Source organism: Vibrio comitans (assembly GCA_024346835.1).
In the GTDB taxonomy this organism is placed as follows: domain Bacteria; phylum Pseudomonadota; class Gammaproteobacteria; order Enterobacterales; family Vibrionaceae; genus Vibrio; species Vibrio comitans.
Genome location: AP024867.1, coordinates 330,240 through 346,870, shown reverse-complemented (window position 1 = coordinate 346,870; position 16,631 = coordinate 330,240). Strand labels below are relative to the sequence as shown.

Genomic DNA, 16,631 nt, shown 5'->3' with positions numbered 1-16,631 from the left:
TACGACCTATTAAACAGATATCGGAGTCAGCAATGAACAAACAGATTTTATTAGAAGCCGCGATGATTGGGACAATGTTTCTTATTACAGCAGGTTACTTCATCCGCTCAAAGGACAGTGCAGGGAATAAAGCAAAAAACTTTATTACAGCCCTATTAGGTGGCTTCATGGTGATGGCTGGAACAGCTAAATTTTTCTTACCTTTTGCCGACATATTTTCTGCTCAAATCGAGTCAAGTGGATTGCCTTTCCCAGTACTTTCAAAACTTGCAGGACAAATGGGTGAGATATTTGCAGGCCTCTTATACTTGCTCATCTTAACTGAAGGGAAGCTTATCTCTTCGAAATTAGCGAGCGTGGCTTTAAACGTAACAACTATGCTCACTGTAGTGATTATGAGTGTAGCCGTGTATGTGCATCTTTCACCCAATGTTCCAGCTGAGGTGCTACCGCTACAATCGAAGCCACCTGTTTTAACTGTAATAGTTATGCTTGTTTCATTGGGTCTATGGTTTAGCAAGAAAAAAGCGTAAATCTGTTTGGCTTCAAAAGTACGGCTCTTTTATTGGTATTAAGTGTTCACCAAATGTAAGAGCCGATACTATATTGGGTTGCATGAGGATAGTGTTGGCCTAACTTAAATTTATTCGAAAAAGTAGAAGTGATTAGAAGCCAGAGGCTTTTGTCCAAAGGTATCTTATAGTGGGTCAATACTAACTCAGAAATCCCCCCCTTTTAAGCCAGAGTGGTATTAAATCTGACTTCAAACCTCGAGAATTAACAAACCAACAGTTCGTTCATAAGAACCGGCTTAGACTTAGATTTATTCATGCCTTTTATGTGTTATTAAGATGAGAACAGCTGAGTGTTATCAATCACTATGCGTCTTACTAACTAAATTGTTGGATTGGCACAAAATGGTAATCAATAGAGCCAATATTCACATAAACTACCAAAACCTTTGCTCGCATCATCAAGCTACATCCATTTGCTGTTAGCCATTATCTCCTCACTTATTTAAGGAGCAATGTGTTCACAGGCTCTCTTTGTGATTGGTTGATGAGTCGTGAGGTATTGTGTGGAAAGTTAATAAATATTCACACTGACTAGAAATCAAAAATATAAACTAAAAGAGACGTTCATATGCGAAACTTTGCCAAAACGGGCTTGTCTGGTTTTTTAGCTTCCATTTTACTATTTGGTTGTGGTGGTAGTGACAATGATAATAATGACAACGAACTTGGAAACGATTTTCAATCTTTTGTTTTGAAGGACTCTTTGGAGTATTCAACTTCGGGTCTGACTAAAGTTATTTCACCTCTAGAAGCAGGCTCTACGTCTGTTCGAATTAAGATTAACCCTGAAGAAACTACACCTAGCTTTATCTTTTTAGAACAGTATGCCGCCTCTAAAGGTTTCCATATTGCTAAAGTAAAAATTACACCGTCCGGTGAAAGCTCAAAATTGTCCTTTGAATACGGCGAAAACTCTAAAGATTCACATATTGTAATTCCTAATGGAGAGTGGGTTGACCTCTCTTTAGCTTGGGATGTGGAAAATAACGATCTAACTCTTGCGGCCCAATCTGGTGATAGCTATTTAGGTGATTATACTGACACTCTAGGCTCTCCTAGAGCGGTACAAGTAGTCCGGCTAGGCCACGGTGAAGAAGGAAGCGTGAGCTCCACTGAGGACCCTTTAAAGATTGATTCCTTTGAGATTTTTAACTCGGAAACAATCGCTGTTTACTCAGAATCTTTTGATAAGACCTCTGATTTCAAGTCTTTCGGCAGTTGGGGGGATAACAAAATATCTTCTGACTCAAGTGGATACACACCAGCTGAGGTGTTAGATAGTGGATCTACTTATCTATCAGGTGCCGAGCTTTCAAGTGCTCTCCCTGATAAGTCTAATTCTGTAAGGCTCGTAAACTTGTCAGGGGGTGATGCCGCCCATGCTAGATTCAACTTGACGCAACCAATGAGTTCAGGAACTTTTTCAGTAGATTTAAATCCTGACTCAATGGATAGCACTGAAATATTTGTTTTCTTAGCTACAAAAAATGGGTCGTATGAAGATTCTGTTTCCTATATAAAATTACGTCCAGAGTACTACGGAACTCGAGTGGAGAATGTTTTATATAACACAAATGGAAAGACAATCCATAACGATACGGGATTTCAAATCCCACATGCTGAGTGGCGAACTCTTCAATTATCTTGGAATGTTGATGAAAATAACCTAGATATTACGTTGTTGGATGAGCAAGGTAATTCTAGTCCTACCTTTAAATCAGAATTAGTAAACCAAGTTCCTGTCGATTTATTTGATATTAAAGTCGGCTTGGAATCGGAAACTACACAAGAAGGTGTTGGGCTTTTAGTTGATAATTATCGAGTAGTAGACTCTAATGGGAATACCATCGTAGACGAAGGTTTCCATAGTGGTTCACCATCTTTGCCACCCTCTCCTCCAGTAAATGATTACGGTGATTGGTCTTTCGAATACGCAGAAATAGACTCACAAGATAGCTCTACTCCGATAGATGTTGAGCCGTTAGACCCTGCGAAGTTAATCGATCTAAATAGTGAGAATCAGCAATATGTCGAAATTACCGACTTTATGACTGATGACGCAGGGGAGATTCGCTCTTCTGTTTATGGAGGTTCTCACTTAGGTACAATATCTTACAAGCTCTTTTACCCAATTGAAGAGACGGGAAGGTATAAACTAGTTTTGGCGAGTTCTACTACAGCTACAGAATATAATGTAAATAGTTTTACCTTTGATGACGGCATAATTAAAGACAGTGAGAATGTAGAATTAGGCTCTTTTGATAAGGGTAAATGGTTGGATATTTCTGTTGAATATGACCGAGAGAAAGCCACAATTTTTATTGATGGTGTAAAAGTAGGTACAGCTAAAAATACAAGCGACAATAAGCTCTATTATGTTCGTATAATCAGTGGCTCCACTGATGGAACAACGGATGTTGGTATTTATGTGGATGACTTAAACATAGTTACGGACGCGGGTCGTTGGATCTTTGACAATTTTGAAAGTTACGAAGTTGGAACAATGCTAACGCCATATAACAGTTCGTTCTTGAAAGATACGATATCAGCTGAAATCTTAGAGGGTGATTTAAAAGAGTAATTACTTGTCTAAATACGTCCCCCTTCCTTAATATACTTTTAGGCAAGGGGGATGGGATATAACAAGCGGATAGAATGGGCTGTATAAAGGGAAACTAAGTTATTTTGCGAACAGAACCGTATCATCAATTTACTTAAATCCCACTGTAGACAGAAATAAAGCCAATGCACTAGATACCAAAACATCCTCAATATAATCGCTACCATTTACCTAGCTACTGATACCTCATCGAGCAAATATAAGATTGACTGGTAAGGAACACCACTGTGGTGTGATAAGCCGATCTCACAGGTTTTGCTATTGCTGAAACCTCTGGTGCAATCACTGGGTACTTGTTCTTTTAGTGAGTGAACGGCAGCTTCATTAAGCTCTGGTGTGGTAAAGCCTTTGTCTCCCGCCCAGCCGCAGCACTGGATGTGTTCAGGCACGATGACTTTTGATGTGCAAGCATTGGCCAGTGCCATCATTGTCGACTCTAGTCCCATGCGTCTTGAGCTGCATGTAACATGTAACATCACCGGCTCATCTAGTGGGGTAATGCTTAAATGTTCCAGTAAGTAGGCTTCGGCAAAGCCTGCAGGCTCAAGTATTTCGATGGGTTTGGTGAAGTTTTCAATACTGCGTTTGGCACAAGGGCTGGTGTCCATTAATACCGGGTATTCCCCTTCGTTGCTTGCTTGCCAAAGAACGGCTTCTAACTGATTAGCTTTTGATTTAGCTAAAGAATTCATTCCTTTACTATCATAAGGCATCCCGCAGCATTGCTCGTTTAAATCCGCTGGAATAATCACTTCAAAGCCCGCTTTTTCTAGCAGAGATAGCGTCACTTCTGTCAATGGTCTTTGGTCGTGTGCATTATTTTGTTGTCCCATGTTGCGGCTCGCGCAAGAGGGCATATAGACGACCTTCTTTTCAGAGGAGGCATGCGTAGAAGCGTGTGATGCTAGATCATAGTTATTGGCTTGAGGGTATTCCTTTAACCAGATAGGGGTGGCTTGCTTGGTGATTTTCCTTAGCCCATTTGTCATCTTGCCAACGGTGTTTTCTCCGATTAGCTTCGAAGCAGTTTGATTGATTGAAAGGCCTGTTTTTGCCAGCTTACTCGTTGTTGCAAAATGCTCGGCTGTCCATTTAGCAATAGAGGTGTATTTTTGATATTTCTCCGTGCGTAATTGCTTTATTAGGTCGCCAGTATTGATGCCAACAGGGCATCGGTCTGCACATAATCCGGTAGCGGCGCACGTATCGATTCCTTGGTAATTAAATATATCTTCCAACTCTGATGCTTGTGTATCTTCTCCAGAACCCCGTCTGCGTTGCAGTTCTCTATACAACACGATTCTTTGGCGTGGTGATAAGGTCAGAGTTCTTGAGGGACAAACCGGCTCACAAAAGCCACATTCTATGCATCGGTCTACGATGGAATCGGCTGCTGGCATTGGTTTTAGGTTTTCAATATGTGAGTGAGGATTATCGTTAATGATCACACCGGGATTGAACAAACCTTCAGGATCGAAAAGAGCTTTAATCTGTTGCATTAGGGCGTAGCCTTCTTTGCCCCATTCAAGCTCTACATAGGGAGCCATGTTTCTTCCTGTGCCGTGCTCTGCCTTCAATGAGCCTTGATACTTAACCGCAACTAGGTCGGCAACGTCATCCATGAACAGACCATAGCGATCAATTTCCGATTGAGAGTCAAAGCCTTGTGTAAACACAAAGTGCAGGTTGCCTTCTAGTGCATGGCCAAAAATAATCGCTTCGCTGTAGTGATATTTATCGAACAAAGCTTGTAGGTCGCGAATTCCGTTGGCTAGATTCTCGACAGGAAAAGCAACATCTTCAATGATGACGGTTGTACCGACTTCGCGGACTGCACCCACTGCAGGGAACATGCCCTTGCGTATACCCCAAAGGGTTGCGACGGTTGCTGACTCACTGGTGAATGGTACTGACTCGATGATGTTATAAGTCTCTAACCCTTGCATGACTTGCGAGCATTGTTTATCAAGGTGCTGTTGATCATGAGCATGAGACTCAATCAAAATAGCCGTAGCATCTAAGTCTAACTTTTCTATGAATTCGGGCATGCCTGGCTTATCAGCCACTGAGCGAAGTGCCCGCCCATCCATTAGCTCAACAGCTGCAACGGGCAGTTTGGATAGAGTCGTAACAGCTAGACTTGCCGACTCAATGGTTGGCAATACAAGCAGTGCTGATGCTTTATACGGGTGTTCTGGAACTGTGTTGTAGGTTATCTCTGATATGAATCCCAGTGTTCCTTCTGACCCGACCATGAGATGCTCAATGACCTCGATGGGGTCTTGATAATCTACCAACGCGTTCAATGCATACCCCGTGGTATTTTTAAGTCGGTACTTGTGTTTGATCTTTTCTGATAGCTCAGGGTTGTTTGATACGTTCTCGCATAAAGTTGTTATTCCTTGAATCAACTCTGGATTTGCCGATTTAAAGGCTGCGATGCTTTGATTGCAGCCAGTATCAAGCTGAGTGCCGTTACTAAACACAAGCTTCATACTAGCGACCGTTTTATAGGAGTTTTGCGCCGTTCCGCAACACATACCACTGGCATTATTTGCAGCGATGCCACCAATCTTGCAGGTGTTGATTGAAGCCGGATCGGGGCCAATCTTACGTTGATAGGGGGCTAAGTACTTATTGGCATCCGCACCAATAACGCCCGGTTGCAGTACGATTTTCTCACCATCATCTATGACTTCATGCTTTCGCCAGTCATCGGTTAATGTAATTAGAACCGAATCTGATAACGCTTGACCCGATAAGCTTGTTCCTGCTGCGCGAAAGGTGCAGTGAATACCAAACTCTCGGCAGCTATTAATGGCAAAAATCACTTCATCTAGGTCTTTAAGCTGCAGCACTATCTTTGGTATCAATCGATAAAAGCTAGCGTCAGTGCCATAGGCAAGGCGTTTGGCCTCTTGAGTGACAATGCGCTTGGGTGCAATTTTTGATGCCAACAAGGCTTCAAGCTGTTGAAAAGAGTTAGAGGAAAGTAACTTGGTCATTGAATGCGTCCTAGTCGAAATGTTTTCTAGTGATTAAACGGTTTTAACTAAAGAGTCTTGAGAGAGATCGTGGACAGTCTTTGCTCCGGTGAGCGTCATGGCAACGCGCATTTCCTTGTCATACAGATCCAATAAGTTTTCGACGCCTTGCCCGCCTTGAGCGGCGAGTGCATATACGAAAGAGCGACCTAGCAAGGTACAGTCAGCGCCGAGCGCCAACATTCGAACCACATCAAGACCAGTACGAATACCGGAATCGGCCAAGATTTTCAGGTCACCTTTGACTGCATCTGCGATTGCAGGTAGTGCCTTGGCGCTCGATAGCACGCCATCGAGTTGCCTACCGCCATGGTTAGACACTACGATCCCATCTGCGCCAAAACGCACGGCATCTTTTGCATCCTCTTCATCAAGAATTCCTTTAATGATCATGGAGCCATCCCAGCTATCGCGGATCCACTCGAGGTCTTTCCATGAAATAGAAGGGTCAAAGTTAGCCCCTAGCCAACCAATGTAATCTTCCAGCTTGGTTGGCTCACCTCGGTAGGTAGAGATGTTACCTAGATCATGGGGCTTACCCAAAAGCCCAACATCAAGAGCCCAGCTAGGATGAAGCATCGACTGTGCGATGCGACGAATATTCGCATTAGGGCCACTCATACCAGAGTGCATATCTCGATAACGTGCGCCAGGCACTGGCATATCAACGGTAAAGACTAACGTCTTAACCCCAGCTGCTTTCGCTCGCTCTAGAACGTTTTTCATAAAACCACGATCTTTTAACACATACAGTTGAAACCACATTGGCCGGTTGATGGCGGGCGCAACTTCTTCGATTGGGCACACAGACACCGTTGAAAGCGTGAAAGGGATGCCTTTTTTTTCCGCAGCTTTTGCGGCTTGGACTTCGCCTCGTCGCGCATACATTCCGGTGAGTCCAACCGGGGCGAGGGCGATTGGCATTGCCAGCTTTTCACCAAACAGTTCTGTTTCGAGGTTGAGCTCAGACATGTTATTGAGTACGCGTTGTCTAAGTGCAACATCGCCTAGATCTCGGGTGTTGTTTCTTAGTGTTCGCTCGCCATATGAGCCACCGTCGATATAATGAAACAAAAAGGGAGGTAGCTTTCTCTTTGCTGCGGCTCGGTAATCTGTAGAGGCGGAAATGATCATATATCAGCTCTTATTTATCTCTATTTTTCCATCTAAAGATGGGATGTCGACGGCTTAAATAAAAACCAGTGATTAAGCCGTAAATTTGCGATTAAGTACTTAACAAGCAAGGTGCTAAGTACTTACTTTAGCTCAGAAAATTAGTTCATGAGTGCATCTGTGAAGTGAAATCCATAAATGAGAACTAGACCAATAATCCCTGTCATTACTAGGTAATAAATGGTGGGAATAATTGTCTTACGCAGCGTCGCACCTTCGCGACCCAATAGGCCAACAGTGGCTGACGCAGCAACTACATTGTGAATCGCAATCATGTTGCCGGCGGCTGCACCAACCGCTTGCAATGCGACCACCACGGCACTTGAGATGGTTAGAGTCTGCGCTACCTCAAACTGGAATTGGCTAAACATCATGTTGGATACCGTGTTGGAACCTGCAATGAAAGCTCCCAGCGCACCAACAGTAGCGCTAAGCATAGGAAAGGCAGAGCCGACAATATCAGCGGCAAAATTTGCGGTCGTAACAGGCATACTAGCTAGGTCCGCGCCATTGATGCCCGAGTTAATAAAGATTCGAACCATAGGGATGGTAAACAACAGAACAAAGCCTGCGCCTATTAGTGTTTTGCTTGACTCTCCAAAAGCACTCGCTAATGGCTTTAAGCTTCTCGACTGAAGAATCACTGCAAGTAGAGCGACTAAGACTAAGATGCCCCCAGGTAGATAAAGCGGCTGAATTGCTGTGCTAATACCGGTTTCACCAAGGATATTACCGAAGGATAGACTGACGCTTTTTAGCATTCCCTTGAATTCTGGGCTAACACGACTAGCCACAAGGATCACTGCTAACATGACGTAAGGTGCCCAAGCCTTTGTTAAGCTCATTGGCTTGCCAGTGGTTTTTTGATTAAGCTCGATTTTTAGAGAGCCTAGCCATTCTGCTGGCCACTTATTTTCACTCTCAAAATCCCATTGTTTCTTTGGTACCAAGAATCCTTTTTTTGCTGCCGTCACTACGATGGCTAGACCTAGCATACCGCCAATCAATGATGGGAATTCTGCCCCTAAAAACACACCTGTTAATGCGTAAGGAATAGTGAATGCAACGCCGGCAAATAAGGCAAACGGTAGAATGTCTAATCCTTCTTTCCAGCTCTTGTTCTTACCAAAGAAGCGCGTCAGCATCATTGCCATCAGCACAGGAATAAGCGTGCCTACTACCGCATGTATCAGAGCCACACTAGAGGTGATTTGCTGCAGGTAAGCATCCCAAGTAGAGCCATGGGCGATAAGGGATTCACCAATATTATGAGTATCTAGCCCTTTGTTGACGCCTACTATGATAGGCGTACCTACCGCGCCAAATGACACGGGTGTCGATTGAATCATCATCCCCATAAGTACCGCTGCTAGGGCTGGAAAACCAATGGCCACTAGAAGAGGCGCAGCAATGGCGGCGGGGGTGCCAAAGCCAGACGCTCCCTCGATGAATGAGCCGAAACACCATGCAATAATAATTGCCTGTATACGGCGGTCGCTGGAGATATCGGTAAAGCCATTGCGAATGACAGTAATGGCTCCGGTGTGCTTTAGGGTGTTTAGTAAGAAGATGGCACCGAAGACAATCCAAAGGACCGATACCGTAATACCTAGACCCTGAAATATGGAAGCGAGCACTCTGTTTGCGGACATATCCCAGAACGCTAGTGCTATCACTACAGTTAAAGTAAATGCCACAGGCATGGCTTTTTTTGCAGGCCAGTTGAGGCCGACTAGTAATATTGCCGCCACAACGATTGGCGAAAAGGCCAACAAGGCCAATAATGTTTCACTCATGGGTACATCCTCGTACTCTGGTTTTATTTTGGCTGTACTGCTTCATCAGCTCAGGAAAGTGTTTTTGTAATGATTTTGTTAAGCGGGTGTGAATTTAGCCCTTTATTTTTTATGGATATAGCGAAATAATGAAAATGATTAATTCCAAAATTGGCATAATAAAATGCGAGCAGATGATCTTATTCTCTTTTCTCAGGTAATAGAGTTGGGCAGTTTTAGTAGGGTTGCGGAAGAAAATAACCTTACAAATTCGGTAGTTAGCAAAAGAATTGCGAGATTGGAAGAGGATGTGGGAGCGCAGCTATTATATCGAACAACGCGTAAATTGAGCCTGACGGAAGCAGGGAAGGCATTGTGGCATAAAGCGAAAAATGTGACTCAAGCCACCCAAGAAGCAAAGGATGCGGTGTCTGGTTTTGGGGAAAGCATTTCTGGGCATCTCAAAATGTCAGTGCCTACAATATCGGGAGATTTGATCTTGGCAGATGCGATTGCTGAGTTCTGTAACCTGCACCCAGGGCTCTCAGTAGACATGTCTTTAGATAACCGATTTGTGGATCTGATCTCTGGCGGATATGACTTGGTGATCCGTACCGGCTATCTTGAAGACTCTAGCTTGATAGCTCGTCATATCATTGATTCTCAATGGGTTGTCTGCGCATCTCCCTCCTACATAGCCAAGCATGGCAAACCCATCAAGCCCATCGATCTTACCCAGCACAACTGTTTGCAATACGCTTATCAAACCACTGGTGCCAGCGAATGGGAGTTTAAAGGGGACAAGGGCAATTACATAGTGAAAGTCTCCGGAAGCTTTTCTACTAACAATGCTACTGCGCTACGTAAGTCTGCATTAGGTGGTCATGGCATTGCCTATGTGCCGAGGTGTTTGGTTTATCATGACTTCAGAAATGGGCAGCTGGTGGATATTTTTCCCGATTTGGTCGGGAAAAAGCTAGGGATTTACGCTGTGTATCCCTTTACTAGGCAACCGCCTAATAAGGTAAAGCTTCTAATTGAGCATATTCGCCAGCGCTATTTGACCATTTCACACTATTTCTAATGAGAATTTGCATAAAACGGCGGAAATTGCGTACAAAAAAGGCTGCAGTTTGGAACAGTTTAAAAATGTAACCCTTTATTGAGTGCTGATCGCTTAGTTTTGTCGGACAAATCTATAATGTTTGATAAAATGGCCGCACTAAATATGGATTTCCAATAAAGGGTAAATAAGTCGTGGCTGAACAAGTCCAAACTCCGCTCCGTGTTGCTGTGATTGGTGGCGGGATCGCTGGCTCTACGACAGCGTTGCATCTGGCAGAACAAGGTATCGATGTAACTTTGATCGAGCAAGGTGATGGTTTAGTTAATGGTCCTCCTATTTGCCACCTTCATGCCGGTGGAAACCTTTATAGAGAGATTTCTCAGCAGCAATGTGTAGAGTTACTCAAACAATCCATCGAGACGGTTCGCTTATTCCCACATGCTGTGAATGTTCGCCCAACGGTCATTGCAACACCACTGACTGACAGTGGTGACCCACAAGCCTTGTTGCCGCGTTTATCGGTTATTCAACAAAGTTACCAAAACTTAGTTGATCAGGATCCTCTAAATGCCGTATTGGGTGATCCTAAGCACTACTACTCTCAGTACAACCGAGCACAATTAGAAGCGCTGCGCGAGCGCAAACAACCTTTGAATCCATCGAGTCATGATGACTGGCTAATCCCTTTCACTCAACATGTGGATCTGGACAATCTAAAGTACCCAGTATTCGTAGTTCAAGAGTTTGGCCTGAGTGTTTTTCGCCTTTCAGCCAGTGTGAGCCTGACGTTGGATCCTCATCCTAACGCAAGCTTGATGATGGGATGTCGTCTTGATCAGGCGAGCTACGTGGATAATCAGTGGCATTTAACATATCAACCTAAAGATCGCGAAAAGCAGCAATTAGTCGTGGATTATTTGGTGAATGCGACAGGGTATAAGACAGGTACTATCGACGACCTGACCAACCAGCCACAAAAGCGTTTAGTGGAATTTAAGTCTGCATTCATTACACATTGGAATAACAATGACATTCACTGGCCTGAGGTGATCTTCCATGGAGAGCGAGGCACACCACAAGGAATGGCGCAGCTAACGCCATACAGTAATGGATATTTTCAAGTGCACGGAATGACAGAGTCCATCACGCTATTTGATAATGGTCTGGTGGCGAGTCAAGCACCTAGCTCACAGCCACGACTACCGTCAGAGCTTGAAGCTAAGATCACGCATGGCTGGCCAGAGTCTGTGACTCAGCAGCGCACTCAAAATGCTATTGCTCACATGAGTCAGCATATCCCTGCGTTTTCACAGGCAACAGTAGGGGGTAAGCCTCTTTTTGGTGCCCAGCAAATTCCTGGAGACGATCCCGCTCTGCGTGCAGTCGATGTGTCGTTCACCGAAAACAACTACGCACGAATTGAGTTAGTAAAAGCCTCTTCAGCTTATCAAGCGGCAACTAAGATCAAATCTCAGCTGCAACGATTGTGTGCTCCAGAGCCAATAACCATTGAGTCTGAGATCAGTATTGAACACTCTCACCCGCATTTGTCTGCTCTATCGTACGAAAGTATCGAAACGCGAGCGAGAACATTGGCACGAGCAAAAGGGTATCCGGAAGATCTCGCCATTCAAACGGGACTTCCCCTCAATAACTCGAAGATTTGATGGATTCCGAGGCATTACGACACCGCCTCGGAAAGGATTCAGGTCACTCTCGAGAAAACTTTTGAATAATTGCGCTTGATTCATTGCTTAAGATTTCATCTGTAAGCCAACTCCTGTATAAAGGCGCCATGAAGATACCTAAAAGAATACAGCCTTTAGTTGACGATGGTTTAGTCGACGAGGTCACGAGCCAATTAATGAGTGGCAAAGAAGCCTCGGTGTACATCGTACGCTGTGGTGAAACGATCCGTTGTGCCAAGGTGTACAAGGAAATTAGCCAACGAAGCTTTAAGAAGGCTGCTGCATATCGAGAAGGCCGTAAAGTTCGCAATAGTCGCCGTGCTAGAGCTATGGAAAAAGGTTCTGGGTTTGGTCGCGATCAACAGGAGAAAGTTTGGCAGAATGCAGAGGTTGATGCCTTGTATAAGCTGGCTGCTGCTGGAGTAAGGGTTCCTAAACCTTTTGGCTGCTTTGATGGTGTCTTACTCATGGAGTTGATTACCGATGACGAAGGCTATGTTGCACCAAGACTGAATGATGTGGTGATTCCACCAGAACAGGCGATTGAAGATCATCAGGTAATGATGGGCTATGTCGTTAAAATGCTATGTGCAGGTTTGATTCATGGCGATCTGTCTGAGTTCAATGTGCTTGTTGACGAATACGGTCCTGTCATTATTGATTTGCCGCAAGCGGTAGATGCCGCTGCGAATAATAATGCGGAATGGATGCTCGCTCGCGATATAAACAATATGCGTGACTACTACGGACAATTTGCTCCTGAACTTCTTACCACTGAATATGCTAAAGAAATTTGGGCTCTATTTGAAAAGGGCGATTTAAAGCCAGATAGTGAGTTGACGGGCGAATTTACTGAAGCTGATACTCTGGCAGATATTGATTCAATCATGCAAGAGATAGACTCTGCTCGAATCGCAGAACTAGAGCGAAGAGAAAGAGCTAAAGAAGCCAGTGACGGGGTGGACGAAAGCAAATTCAACTGGGCTGAACCTCAATAAAATTGGCATCAATCGATTTGTTGGTGAAAGCAGTAGTGTAGGATAAGTTATACTTCTGCTTTCAAATAAGACTTGTATTGATTGGAGCGTTTGATGTCTTTGACCACACAGCTAGCACTGTTTCGCGATGTGGTGCAGCAAGGTTCTTTTTCTAAGGCCGCTGCACTTCATGATATGGATAACTCTTCTTTATCAAAGCAGATCAAAAAGCTAGAAACTACGCTTGGTGTACAGTTACTCAATCGCTCAACCCGCTCATTTTCAATTACCTCGGCTGGGGAAGAAATCCTAGAGCAGACACATACATTGCTCGATACCTTAGCCCACATTCATAGCATTGCAGATACCTATCAGTCGGTCCCCAAAGGCTCTCTTCGTATCACTTCACCTATTTTCTTTGGTCAAGAATACCTGCAACCCGTCGTTACTCGATTTATGAAGCAGTATCCCGATGTTCAAGTGACGCTTTCTTTAGATGACAGACGAGCTGATATTATTGCCGACCACTTTGATCTTGCGTTTCGCATTAGCAAACTTAGAGAGTCAAATTTAATCGCAAAGAAAATCGCCAATACCAATTTTGCCTTGGTGGCCTCTGAACAGTTTGTGGAACAATACGGTGAACCGAAAACACCGCAGCAGTTGTTGGAGTTGCCAGCAGTGGTGTACAGCAATGGGAGCATAACCTTAGATCGGATCCGTATTAGTGAGACCGCGCACTCTACCAATATGATGACACTTAGGATGCAGGGAAACTATAAGATCAGTGATGTTCGCACCATGATGAGTGCGGTGAAGGACGGATTGGGTTATGCGCAGATAGACCTGTTTAATCTAGATCGCCCTATCTCTGAAACAAAATTAGTACCGCTACTCACCGATTATAAGCTCTCGACTATGGATACTGGGATCTACGCCATCTATCCTCACCGCAAACAAACCTTACTTGTCAGTGAGTTTATTCAATATGTGCAACAACATATTGGCAGTCCTGCCCTGTGGGAAAGCTATATTCCAGACTACAAAAACATGTATCAATAAGTAGATACAAATACAAAAAAAGGCGCTAGCGCCTTTTTCTCCATCTTACCTATTTTGTTCAACGAGTTACGCCGCTGTTCCATGATTGTTGTTTAGCGCGGTCATGGTCAGCGTCGTATTTCACAATAGCACCTCGTTGAGCTACAGGTTCGTATTGAGTAGAAACCGATTCATGTTTGACAATAACACCTCGTTGGGCAACGGGTTCATATTGTGTTGGTGTTTCAACCGCAAACACAGAACCCGAAATCATAGAAAAGACAAGAGTAGATAGAGCAATAACTTTCTTCATAACATAACCTTAAATGAAATAATTCGTAATATGCGGAGGAAAGACACATAACCGCATTTGTTCTACATTCCTTGTTTATGACTTGACCAAAAGTTTCTTTGTTAGCACGCCGCCTAGGCGTTGAAATTCAGGCCTAACAGTAAAAATATACCTACAGAAAATTTAGCTAATCTGTATATCCACGGGGTGCCTTAACTGTTCATGGGGTCATGATATCAACAGTGACTCAAACACCCTAGGTAGTACCTATTAACAAAACAAATAGGTATATGTAGGAAAATGGCGATAACTAAATAGGTTGATAAGTAGAAGGGAGATAGAGAGGTAATGGGGAAAGAGGTAATGCGCACAGGCGCAAACGAGTTCGTTGAATACTCGCCAAACCCTGTAAAGGTCACTCCTATATGGACAATGTAAATTAGATTCTTTTTCAAGGGAGTGACGGCGGACTTTAGAAAGCTTGCTCAAATTTTTCGATTCTAAATCGATTGAAAATGCGCATTGGGCATAACACTCAATCTACTAACTCTATGTTAAGGCTTTCGAGTAGGTTAAGTGCTTCAAAGCGGGAGAACTTAGCGCCAGATAAGCGGTTGTTATTCAAGTCGATGCCTAGGTTTGAAGATTCAGTGAAATCGACTTGCTCTAGGTTAGTACGCATAAATAGGCTGTGGCTGAAATCGCAATAGGTCATGCTTGATTGAGAGAAATCCCCTTCTCGGAAGTCCGCATCGTGCAACTTACACTCTGTGATAGAAAGCTCTTGCAGGGTAAGACCAAACCAAGAGCAATCGTTGAGGATACAATGCTTGAAAGAGAGCTCACAATCGGCATGAAAGCTAGGCCAATGCGCCATTGTCCAATCAATACCCACCATTTTACTCTCACTAAATGAGACCTGATACCAGCGACTATTCGGGATCTTGATAAGGCTGAGGTTACAACGAATAAACGAGCAATTGATGAAGCGACAGTTGCAAAGCTTAGCTTCAGAAAAATCGCAATCTACAAACTCACACTCTTCAAATTCAATATTACTGAGCTCTTCATAGGCGAACGTCTCCTTAGAAAACGACTCATCGTAATATTGCTCGTTATTTTTCATACCGCGTAAATACCTGTGATGTGTTCAATTAACTAGCAAGCACTTGAAAGCTGCAAATGCCCTTGGCGAACATAAATTCGTTGCATGAGAAGGCTCGCCAGTATTAAGACTACCGACAATATCATGAACCCAAGGCCAATGGCATTATAGTAGCTGAGTACTGCGATCATGACGTAACTAATACTTTGAGCAAAGGTAGAAAAGAGTTTAAGTCCACCGTCAATGCGCCCACGGTAGTGGTTGTCGACTTCTAAGTTCATCTTATAATTTCGTGCGATTCGATTATAACTGGAGCAAAAGCCGACGAGTAGAGTTAATCCCACTATCATCTGTGGTGATGGCGATAGTGCCATTGCCAATACCAGTAACCCCACGCTAAACAGGCAGATCATCATTGCCTTCTCTGTAGCGAATTTTGTTAATAGAGTTTTGATAATGAAGCCACACAGTAATGCACCGATGCCGTAGCTAAGGCTCCAACTCGCGAACCAAGAAGCAGATACGTGTTGTTCGCTAAAGTGAATGGGGATCAATTTAGAGAGATACGTTAAAGCAGGGTAGCCCAAGCAGGAGAGGGCCAAGAATGCGTAGAACCTTGGTTGCTTGGCAAATACCGTTTTACTTTCGACCAACTCTGATACGAATGACACCGAAGCTTGTGACCTTTGGCGTCGATGATAGGAAGTCATTGCAAAGCTAATCAGCGAGAGTGTGGAAGCGACGGCGGCAAAGGCAGCGAATTGGGTGATTCCCCATAGTTCTAAGAACACTATACCTAGTGACCCAGCACCTAGTGATGTGGCTTGAAATACGATTTCTTGATAACTGGAGTAGGTGGCGTATTCGTGTTTTTGGTAGTTCTCTTGAGTAAAGGCACTGTTGGTACACCAAGCTAAGTCATTTGTTAACCAAAATACCCATTGAGCAAAAGCTAGTACCCATATTGAAACACTCTGCTCCTCCACAAATACAAGCAATATCAGCGCAGTGATGACTTGAATCGCTTGTACCAGCATTAATATTGCTTTGCGTGAATATCGGTCTATGAAAGTGGCAAAGATGGGGGTTAAGACAAATGAAGATAACGTGCAGGTAAGCGTTGTTAGGGCGACAAAAAGGCCCATGTCTCCATGCTGCAATAATAGCCATGGTAGCGCCATCATCACTAGACCCGATGATATTCCATCCCAGAATAACCCGCTCAAATGCGGTAAGAATTTTGTGTTCATTTCTGTCCCTTGAATGTTCATGTAA

Annotated in this window: 12 protein-coding genes; 6 read left to right on the top strand and 6 right to left on the bottom strand. The window is 43.8% G+C overall.

Features of this window, described 5'->3' with window-relative positions; genetic code table 11:
• Positions 1–32: 32 nt before the first annotated feature.
• Together OCU46_RS15385 and OCU46_RS15380 are read left to right on the top strand one after the other, a co-directional pair.
• Complete coding sequence (locus tag OCU46_RS15385) at positions 33–533, top strand: hypothetical protein (protein WP_141271895.1); 501 nt, start codon at positions 33–35, stop codon at positions 531–533.
• A gap of 610 nt (positions 534–1,143) precedes the next feature.
• Positions 1,144–3,156, top strand: coding sequence for a hypothetical protein (locus OCU46_RS15380; RefSeq protein WP_141271896.1), 2,013 nt, complete (start codon positions 1,144–1,146; stop codon positions 3,154–3,156).
• A 206-nt stretch (positions 3,157–3,362) separates the two neighbouring features.
• Here OCU46_RS15380 and OCU46_RS15375 read toward each other — a convergent pair whose 3' ends face one another.
• The 3 genes from OCU46_RS15375 to OCU46_RS15365 all read right to left on the bottom strand — a co-directional run bounded on the left by OCU46_RS15375 (position 3,363) and on the right by OCU46_RS15365 (position 9,208).
• Positions 3,363–6,200: an FAD-binding and (Fe-S)-binding domain-containing protein gene (locus OCU46_RS15375; RefSeq protein WP_141271897.1), complete on the bottom strand. Its 2,838-nt coding sequence runs from the start codon at positions 6,198–6,200 to the stop codon at positions 3,363–3,365.
• A 33-nt stretch (positions 6,201–6,233) separates the two neighbouring features.
• Positions 6,234–7,373, bottom strand: a complete 1,140-nt coding sequence (gene lldD, locus OCU46_RS15370) for an FMN-dependent L-lactate dehydrogenase LldD (protein ID WP_141271898.1) — start codon at positions 7,371–7,373, stop codon at positions 6,234–6,236.
• A 140-nt stretch (positions 7,374–7,513) separates the two neighbouring features.
• Positions 7,514–9,208 (bottom strand): L-lactate permease, encoded by a 1,695-nt coding sequence (locus OCU46_RS15365; protein WP_141271899.1) that lies wholly within the window; start codon positions 9,206–9,208, stop codon positions 7,514–7,516.
• Positions 9,209–9,371: 163 nt separating this feature from the next.
• Between OCU46_RS15365 and OCU46_RS15360 the strand changes: the two genes are divergently transcribed.
• The 4 genes from OCU46_RS15360 to OCU46_RS15345 all read left to right on the top strand — a co-directional run bounded on the left by OCU46_RS15360 (position 9,372) and on the right by OCU46_RS15345 (position 13,980).
• Positions 9,372–10,271 (top strand): LysR family transcriptional regulator, encoded by a 900-nt coding sequence (locus OCU46_RS15360; RefSeq protein WP_141271900.1) that lies wholly within the window; start codon positions 9,372–9,374, stop codon positions 10,269–10,271.
• 173 nt (positions 10,272–10,444) lie between these two features.
• A complete protein-coding gene (locus tag OCU46_RS15355; RefSeq protein ID WP_141271901.1) occupies positions 10,445–11,920 on the top strand; it encodes an FAD-dependent oxidoreductase in 1,476 nt (491 codons plus the stop codon).
• A 128-nt stretch (positions 11,921–12,048) separates the two neighbouring features.
• Positions 12,049–12,939 carry a PA4780 family RIO1-like protein kinase gene (locus tag OCU46_RS15350; RefSeq protein ID WP_141271902.1) on the top strand — a complete coding sequence of 297 codons (891 nt, stop codon included), beginning with the start codon at positions 12,049–12,051 and terminating at the stop codon, positions 12,937–12,939.
• A gap of 93 nt (positions 12,940–13,032) precedes the next feature.
• Entirely contained in the window at positions 13,033–13,980 is a 948-nt protein-coding gene (locus OCU46_RS15345) for a LysR family transcriptional regulator (protein ID WP_141271903.1), read from the top strand.
• Positions 13,981–14,038: 58 nt separating this feature from the next.
• Here the strand turns inward: OCU46_RS15345 and OCU46_RS15340 are convergent, their stop codons facing one another.
• From OCU46_RS15340 to OCU46_RS15330, 3 genes are all read right to left on the bottom strand, one after another.
• Positions 14,039–14,272 (bottom strand): hypothetical protein, encoded by a 234-nt coding sequence (locus tag OCU46_RS15340; RefSeq protein WP_141271904.1) that lies wholly within the window; start codon positions 14,270–14,272, stop codon positions 14,039–14,041.
• Between the two features lie 514 nt (positions 14,273–14,786).
• On the bottom strand, positions 14,787–15,377 hold the full coding sequence (locus OCU46_RS15335) for a pentapeptide repeat-containing protein (RefSeq protein WP_141271905.1): 591 nt from the start codon (positions 15,375–15,377) through the stop codon (positions 14,787–14,789).
• A gap of 32 nt (positions 15,378–15,409) precedes the next feature.
• A complete protein-coding gene (locus OCU46_RS15330; protein ID WP_141271906.1) occupies positions 15,410–16,606 on the bottom strand; it encodes an MFS transporter in 1,197 nt (398 codons plus the stop codon).
• Positions 16,607–16,631: the final 25 nt, after the last annotated feature.

Excerpts from the sequence above, each read along its gene's own strand:
- OCU46_RS15385 (WP_141271895.1), top strand. The coding sequence starts at position 33 with ATGAACAAACAGATTTTATTAGAAGCCGCGATGATTGGGACAATGTTT.
- OCU46_RS15380 (WP_141271896.1), top strand. The coding sequence starts at position 1,144 with ATGCGAAACTTTGCCAAAACGGGCTTGTCTGGTTTTTTAGCTTCCATT.
- OCU46_RS15375 (WP_141271897.1), bottom strand. The coding sequence starts at position 6,200 with ATGACCAAGTTACTTTCCTCTAACTCTTTTCAACAGCTTGAAGCCTTG.
- lldD (WP_141271898.1), bottom strand. The coding sequence starts at position 7,373 with ATGATCATTTCCGCCTCTACAGATTACCGAGCCGCAGCAAAGAGAAAG.
- OCU46_RS15365 (WP_141271899.1), bottom strand. The coding sequence starts at position 9,208 with ATGAGTGAAACATTATTGGCCTTGTTGGCCTTTTCGCCAATCGTTGTG.
- OCU46_RS15360 (WP_141271900.1), top strand. The coding sequence starts at position 9,372 with ATGCGAGCAGATGATCTTATTCTCTTTTCTCAGGTAATAGAGTTGGGC.
- OCU46_RS15350 (WP_141271902.1), top strand. The coding sequence starts at position 12,049 with ATGAAGATACCTAAAAGAATACAGCCTTTAGTTGACGATGGTTTAGTC.
- OCU46_RS15345 (WP_141271903.1), top strand. The coding sequence starts at position 13,033 with ATGTCTTTGACCACACAGCTAGCACTGTTTCGCGATGTGGTGCAGCAA.
- OCU46_RS15340 (WP_141271904.1), bottom strand. The coding sequence starts at position 14,272 with ATGAAGAAAGTTATTGCTCTATCTACTCTTGTCTTTTCTATGATTTCG.
- OCU46_RS15335 (WP_141271905.1), bottom strand. The coding sequence starts at position 15,377 with ATGAAAAATAACGAGCAATATTACGATGAGTCGTTTTCTAAGGAGACG.
- OCU46_RS15330 (WP_141271906.1), bottom strand. The coding sequence starts at position 16,606 with ATGAACACAAAATTCTTACCGCATTTGAGCGGGTTATTCTGGGATGGA.